Genomic DNA, 4445 nt, shown 5'->3' on the forward strand with positions numbered 1-4445 from the left:
CCCGGGCGCCCGGGAAGATGTAGCTTCATGGCCCCCGAGTAACCCGCTGCCGGACCGCTCACTCACTGCCGCGCGGGTGCCATGTCCAGTCGGCGGTCGTTCTCGAGCCGGGTGCGTTCTCGAACTGCCTTCGTCCTTGAACCGGGGCGGATGTGTGGAGGGCGGGACACCCCGTCGGGTGTCCCGCCCTCCACACGTCCGCCCGCTCGCCGGGCCTCAGTCCTCGGCGACCAGCGCGGGCGTCGACCGGGTGAGGGTCTTTCCCTGGAAGAACGCCGGGTTGCGCCAGCGCATCGCGAACATGAGCACGACGCCCAGGAGGAGCAGGCCCACGCCGATCACGAACACCGAGCCCATCCCGAGGACCGAGGAGCCGCTGCCGTACGCCGGGTCCCACATGTCGACCAGGGTCTTGGCGAAGACCGCGCTCAGCAGCAGGCCGCCCACCAGCGGGAAGAGACCCTTGAAGAGCAGGTCGCGGCCGGAGCGCAGCACCTCGGCGCGGAAGTACCAGACGCAGGCGAAGGCGGTCAGGGCGTAGTAGAAGCAGATCATCAGGCCGAGCGCGTAGATGGTGTCGACCAGCACGTGCCCGCTGACCAGGGTCATCACCGTGTAGAACACGCCGGTCGCGATGCCCGCCATGACCGTGGCGCGGCCCGGGGTGCGGAATCGCTCGTGGACCTTGGAGTAGGAGGCGGGCAGGGCCTCGTACGTCGACATCGCCAGCACCGTACGGGCCACCGGGATGAACGTGGTCTGCAGGCTCGCCGCGGCGGAGGCGAGGACGGCCACGAAGAGCAGGATGCCCAGCGCCGGACCCATCACCGGGCCGGCCAGCGCGGCGAAGACGTTGTCGGAGGTGTCGGGGTTGGCGAGGCCCAGCCCCTTGTCGCCGGAGCCGACGACCATCTGCGCGGCCACACCGGTGGCCAGGTAGGAGCCGACCAGCACGATCATGGCGACCAGTGCCGCGCGGCCCGGGGTCCTGGTGCTGCCGGTGGTCTCCTCGTTGGCGGTGAGACAGGCGTCCCAGCCCCAGTACATGAAGATCGACAGGGACAGACCGGCGGTGAAGGCGCCGAAGGACTGCACGGCGAACGGATTCAGCCAGGACCAGGAGAAGTCCGCCGAGGTCGGGAAGTCGGCGCTGCCCGCCTTGCCGAAGGCCATCGCCACGAAGACGGCGAGCACCACCAGCTGGAGCCCGACCAGCGCGTACTGGACGCCCTTGGTCGCGGTCATCCCGCGGTAGCTGATCACGGTCGCGAGGGCGACGAGCGCGAGACAGGTGACGATGTGCACCGCCTTGTTCCCGTCGAGCGCCGCCACGTCGTCGCTGCCGGTGATCTCCCCGGCGAGCAGCCAGAAGTACGACGTCGCCACACCGGCCAGGTTGGAGAGCACGATGATCGTGGCGATCACCAGTCCCCAGCCGCACATCCAGCCCACCTTCGGGCCGAACGCCTTCACCGTCCAGGTGAAGGAGGTGCCGCAGTCCGGCATCACCTTGTTCAGCTCGCGGTAGGCGAAAGCGACGAGCAGCATGGGCAGGAACCCCGCGAGGAACACCGCCGGCATCTGCAGACCGACCTCACCGGCGGTGGAGCCCAGGGTCGAGGTCAGGCAGTAGACCGGGGCCACGGTGGAGACGCCGATGACGGCGCTGCCCAGCAGCCCGACGGAGTTCCCGCTCAGGCCTTTGGCACGCATGCCGTCGGCGGGATCCCCGTCGCCTGTGTTTCCGGCCATGGGCCGTACGTCCAGCTGAGTCATGAACAGGACGTTAAGTGCTGCGGTTTCCGCGCCAACGGTGCGTGACATTCAGGGGTGTGAGTCTTCATGATCCAGTCATTCCTGGGTGAGATGCGGCTCACTGCCTGTGTTTCAAAGGCTCTCCGGGGGCATGGAACTTGTCTTCCAAAATTGAACAGTCGACGTTCGATATTCGGTAATCGCAGCCAGGCCCGGAATGCCCGGTTCCAAAGCTTCCAGTGTGATCCGCGCCACACCCCGAGAGTGGCTGATATTCGATGCCCGGTCAAGCGTCGCCGTGCCCTCCATCGCCATACGAAAAACGCATGAGGCATGCTTCAGGGGTGCTAGATTGCACCTCGTGCGGATGACTCTGGAAGAGCGGGTTCGGGCCGCCGTGGCCGCGCTCATGCATGCCACCGGCGAGTCCCAGACGGACATCGCCGCAGCGCTGGGCGTCAGTCAGGCGCAGGTCAGCCGTCGGCAGTCCGGCAGCGCGGCCTGGAGCCTGGCCGACTGCGACGCCGTGGCCGAGCACTTCGGCATCGACGTACTGGACCTCATGGCGGGCCCGACCCGGGCCTTCGAGGCCCTGCCGGAGGAACGCCGCCGACGGCCCGGGCGCCGCGGCGGAACCGCACGGGCGCTACCGGAGCAGGAGGCATCGCGATGACGGACTCGAGGCGATCGACGCGCTCCTCGCCGCCGCCAGGGAAGAGGTGCCGCTGCCGCCCGCGGAGGAGCGGCGGACGCTGCGCGAGGAGCTGCACCTGTCCCGCACGCAGGTGGCGCGGGCGCTGGGCGTGAGCCCGTCGACCGTGGCCGGTTGGGAATCCGGCCGCGACCGAGCGGCGAGGTCCGCGAGAAGTACGCGTACTTCCTGGACGGCGCGCGGACCAGGCTGACGGCCCGCGACACGCCGGCCGGCGCGGCGGAGCCGTCCACCCCCGACCTCCGGGGAACGAGGAGTCGGGCGCGCTCGCGCATGAGGAGCAGGTGCCCGTCCCCGATGCCGCCGTCGGCGGCCGGGACGACGTCGAAGTCCTTCCCGCGCCCCGGCCGTGCGTCCACTGCGGCGCCCCCGCCCGCCATCAGGTCGCCGGATTCCCCCAGCACCTGGACCCGGAGGAGTGCGGTACGGCGGCGGGGGAAGGGCGGGCAGCGAGCCCGGAAGGGGCGACGGGGCAGGCGGAGAGGGCGCCGGAACCGGCCGCGACGCGGTCGTCGCCGAACCCGGTGACACTGGTCCCCGCGGGCCGCCGCACCCGCGCCGAGGACGACGGACCCGACCTGATCGGCCAGGCGGTCGCCGCCGCGCTCGACGCCCCCGGGGGCGACCTGGAGGCGGCCACCGCGGCACTGGTCAGGCGGGCGATCCCGGACGCCATGGCGTTGCTGGACAGCACCCGCAAGGGCGGCCGCTACGACATCGTCGCCCACCTCCGGATCCCGGACGTCCCGCGCAAGCAGACCGCGCGCGGCGCCGACCAGATCTGGGAGGCCCGCCCGAAGTGGACCCGTCCCGGGCTTCCGCCGGGCGCCCACGAGGTCACCGCCCTCGACGTCAACGGGGCCCACCTGTCCGCCCCCAAGACCCACCTCCCCATCGGGCAGCTGCAGCACTCCACCGGTTCCGGCCACGACCGCCGCCGGGCCGGTGTCCATCTGATCACCCCGCCCGTGTGGGAGCACGACGACCGCCTGCCCAATCCGATGGGCAGCCGCGACGAGCCCGGCCCGCTGTGGGTCACCGAACCGACACTGCGGCTGCTGCTGCGCCTGTCGGGGCCCCGGTACGGCCTGTGCGACCCGCCCGAGATCCACGAGTCGTCCACCTCCGGTGCGACGGAGAACCTGCTGGAGAAGTTCCGGGTCGCCCTGAAGGACGCCCGGGACGCGGCGATCGCCGCCGGGGACGAGGTGACGCTGGAGTACGTCAAGGCGATGTACGCGAAGTTCGTCTCGACGATGGGGGAGTCCAACCACAACCGGGAGCTGTACCGCCCCGACTGGATGCACATCATCCGCTCGCAGGCATTGGCGAACCTCTGGATGAAGGCCTACAACGCGTACGACGCCGGTCTCACCGTGGTCCGCGCGATGGGTACCGACGAGCTGCATGTCATCGGTGGCTGGCGGAGCGTCTTCCCGGAGGGCCGGGGCGTCACGGAGGTCAAGGTGAAGGACGTCTACACGGTGGGGCACGAGCCGGAGGCCTGAAGCGGCGGACGGAGACCGGAAGCCCGAGACGGACCCCGTCGTCCAGCCCGACGGATTCCCGGTTAACGGCAGTTTAAATACGGTCATATCCCGCGCGCTCACGTGTACAGATCATGGCTCCCTGTACGCAAGGTTCTCCACGCACCATCGGCATGTCCTCGACATCGACGAAGGAAGCGCTTGTGAGAACGCACCGCACGCCAGGCAGGGTCACCACGCTCGCCCTGGGCGCCACCCTGCTCGCCCTCGTGACCGCCGCCCCCGCCGGGGCCGACGACGCGGGCCTGCCGACGGTCACCCCGACCAGTGAGACCCTTCCCCTCTACGACGACGAGGCGGGCGGCAACTCCGACGCGGACGACCCGGCGATCTGGCGCAACGCGGCCGACCCCGACCGCAGCCTCGTCATCGCGACCGCCAAGGAAGGCGGCCTGCGGGTGTACGACCTCGGCGCCCGCCTGGTGCAGTCG

5 protein-coding genes are annotated in these 4445 nt (G+C 70.4%); 4 read left to right on the plus strand and 1 reads right to left on the minus strand.

What is annotated here, in order from left to right; all coding sequences use genetic code 11:
* Positions 1–216 precede the first annotated feature (216 nt).
* On the minus strand, positions 217–1776 hold the full coding sequence (locus CCN42_RS35930) for an APC family permease (protein WP_086741543.1): 1560 nt from the start codon (positions 1774–1776) through the stop codon (positions 217–219).
* A gap of 346 nt (positions 1777–2122) precedes the next feature.
* Between CCN42_RS35930 and CCN42_RS35935 the strand changes: the two genes are divergently transcribed.
* The 4 genes from CCN42_RS35935 to CCN42_RS35945 form a co-directional block, all read left to right on the plus strand.
* Positions 2123–2428, plus strand: coding sequence for a helix-turn-helix domain-containing protein (locus CCN42_RS35935; protein WP_086172457.1), 306 nt, complete (start codon positions 2123–2125; stop codon positions 2426–2428).
* A 112-nt stretch (positions 2429–2540) separates the two neighbouring features.
* A complete protein-coding gene (locus CCN42_RS46315; protein ID WP_422641244.1) occupies positions 2541–2660 on the plus strand; it encodes a helix-turn-helix domain-containing protein in 120 nt (39 codons plus the stop codon).
* A 91-nt stretch (positions 2661–2751) separates the two neighbouring features.
* The gene (locus CCN42_RS35940; protein WP_422641242.1) at positions 2752–3975 is read left to right on the plus strand and encodes a transcriptional regulator; all 1224 of its coding nucleotides are present in this window, start codon (positions 2752–2754) and stop codon (positions 3973–3975) included.
* A gap of 182 nt (positions 3976–4157) precedes the next feature.
* On the plus strand, positions 4158–4445 hold a 288-nt coding region (locus CCN42_RS35945), incomplete at its 3' end, for a phytase (RefSeq protein WP_422641243.1).

The organism is Streptomyces glaucescens, assembly GCF_002154375.1.
GTDB classification, from domain to species: domain Bacteria; phylum Actinomycetota; class Actinomycetes; order Streptomycetales; family Streptomycetaceae; genus Streptomyces; species Streptomyces glaucescens.

What these genes read in the sequence shown, in the direction of transcription:
- CCN42_RS35930 (WP_086741543.1), bottom strand. Translation starts at nt 1,776, where the DNA reads ATGACTCAGCTGGACGTACGGCCCATGGCCGGAAACACAGGCGACGGG.
- CCN42_RS35935 (WP_086172457.1), top strand. Translation starts at nt 2,123, where the DNA reads ATGACTCTGGAAGAGCGGGTTCGGGCCGCCGTGGCCGCGCTCATGCAT.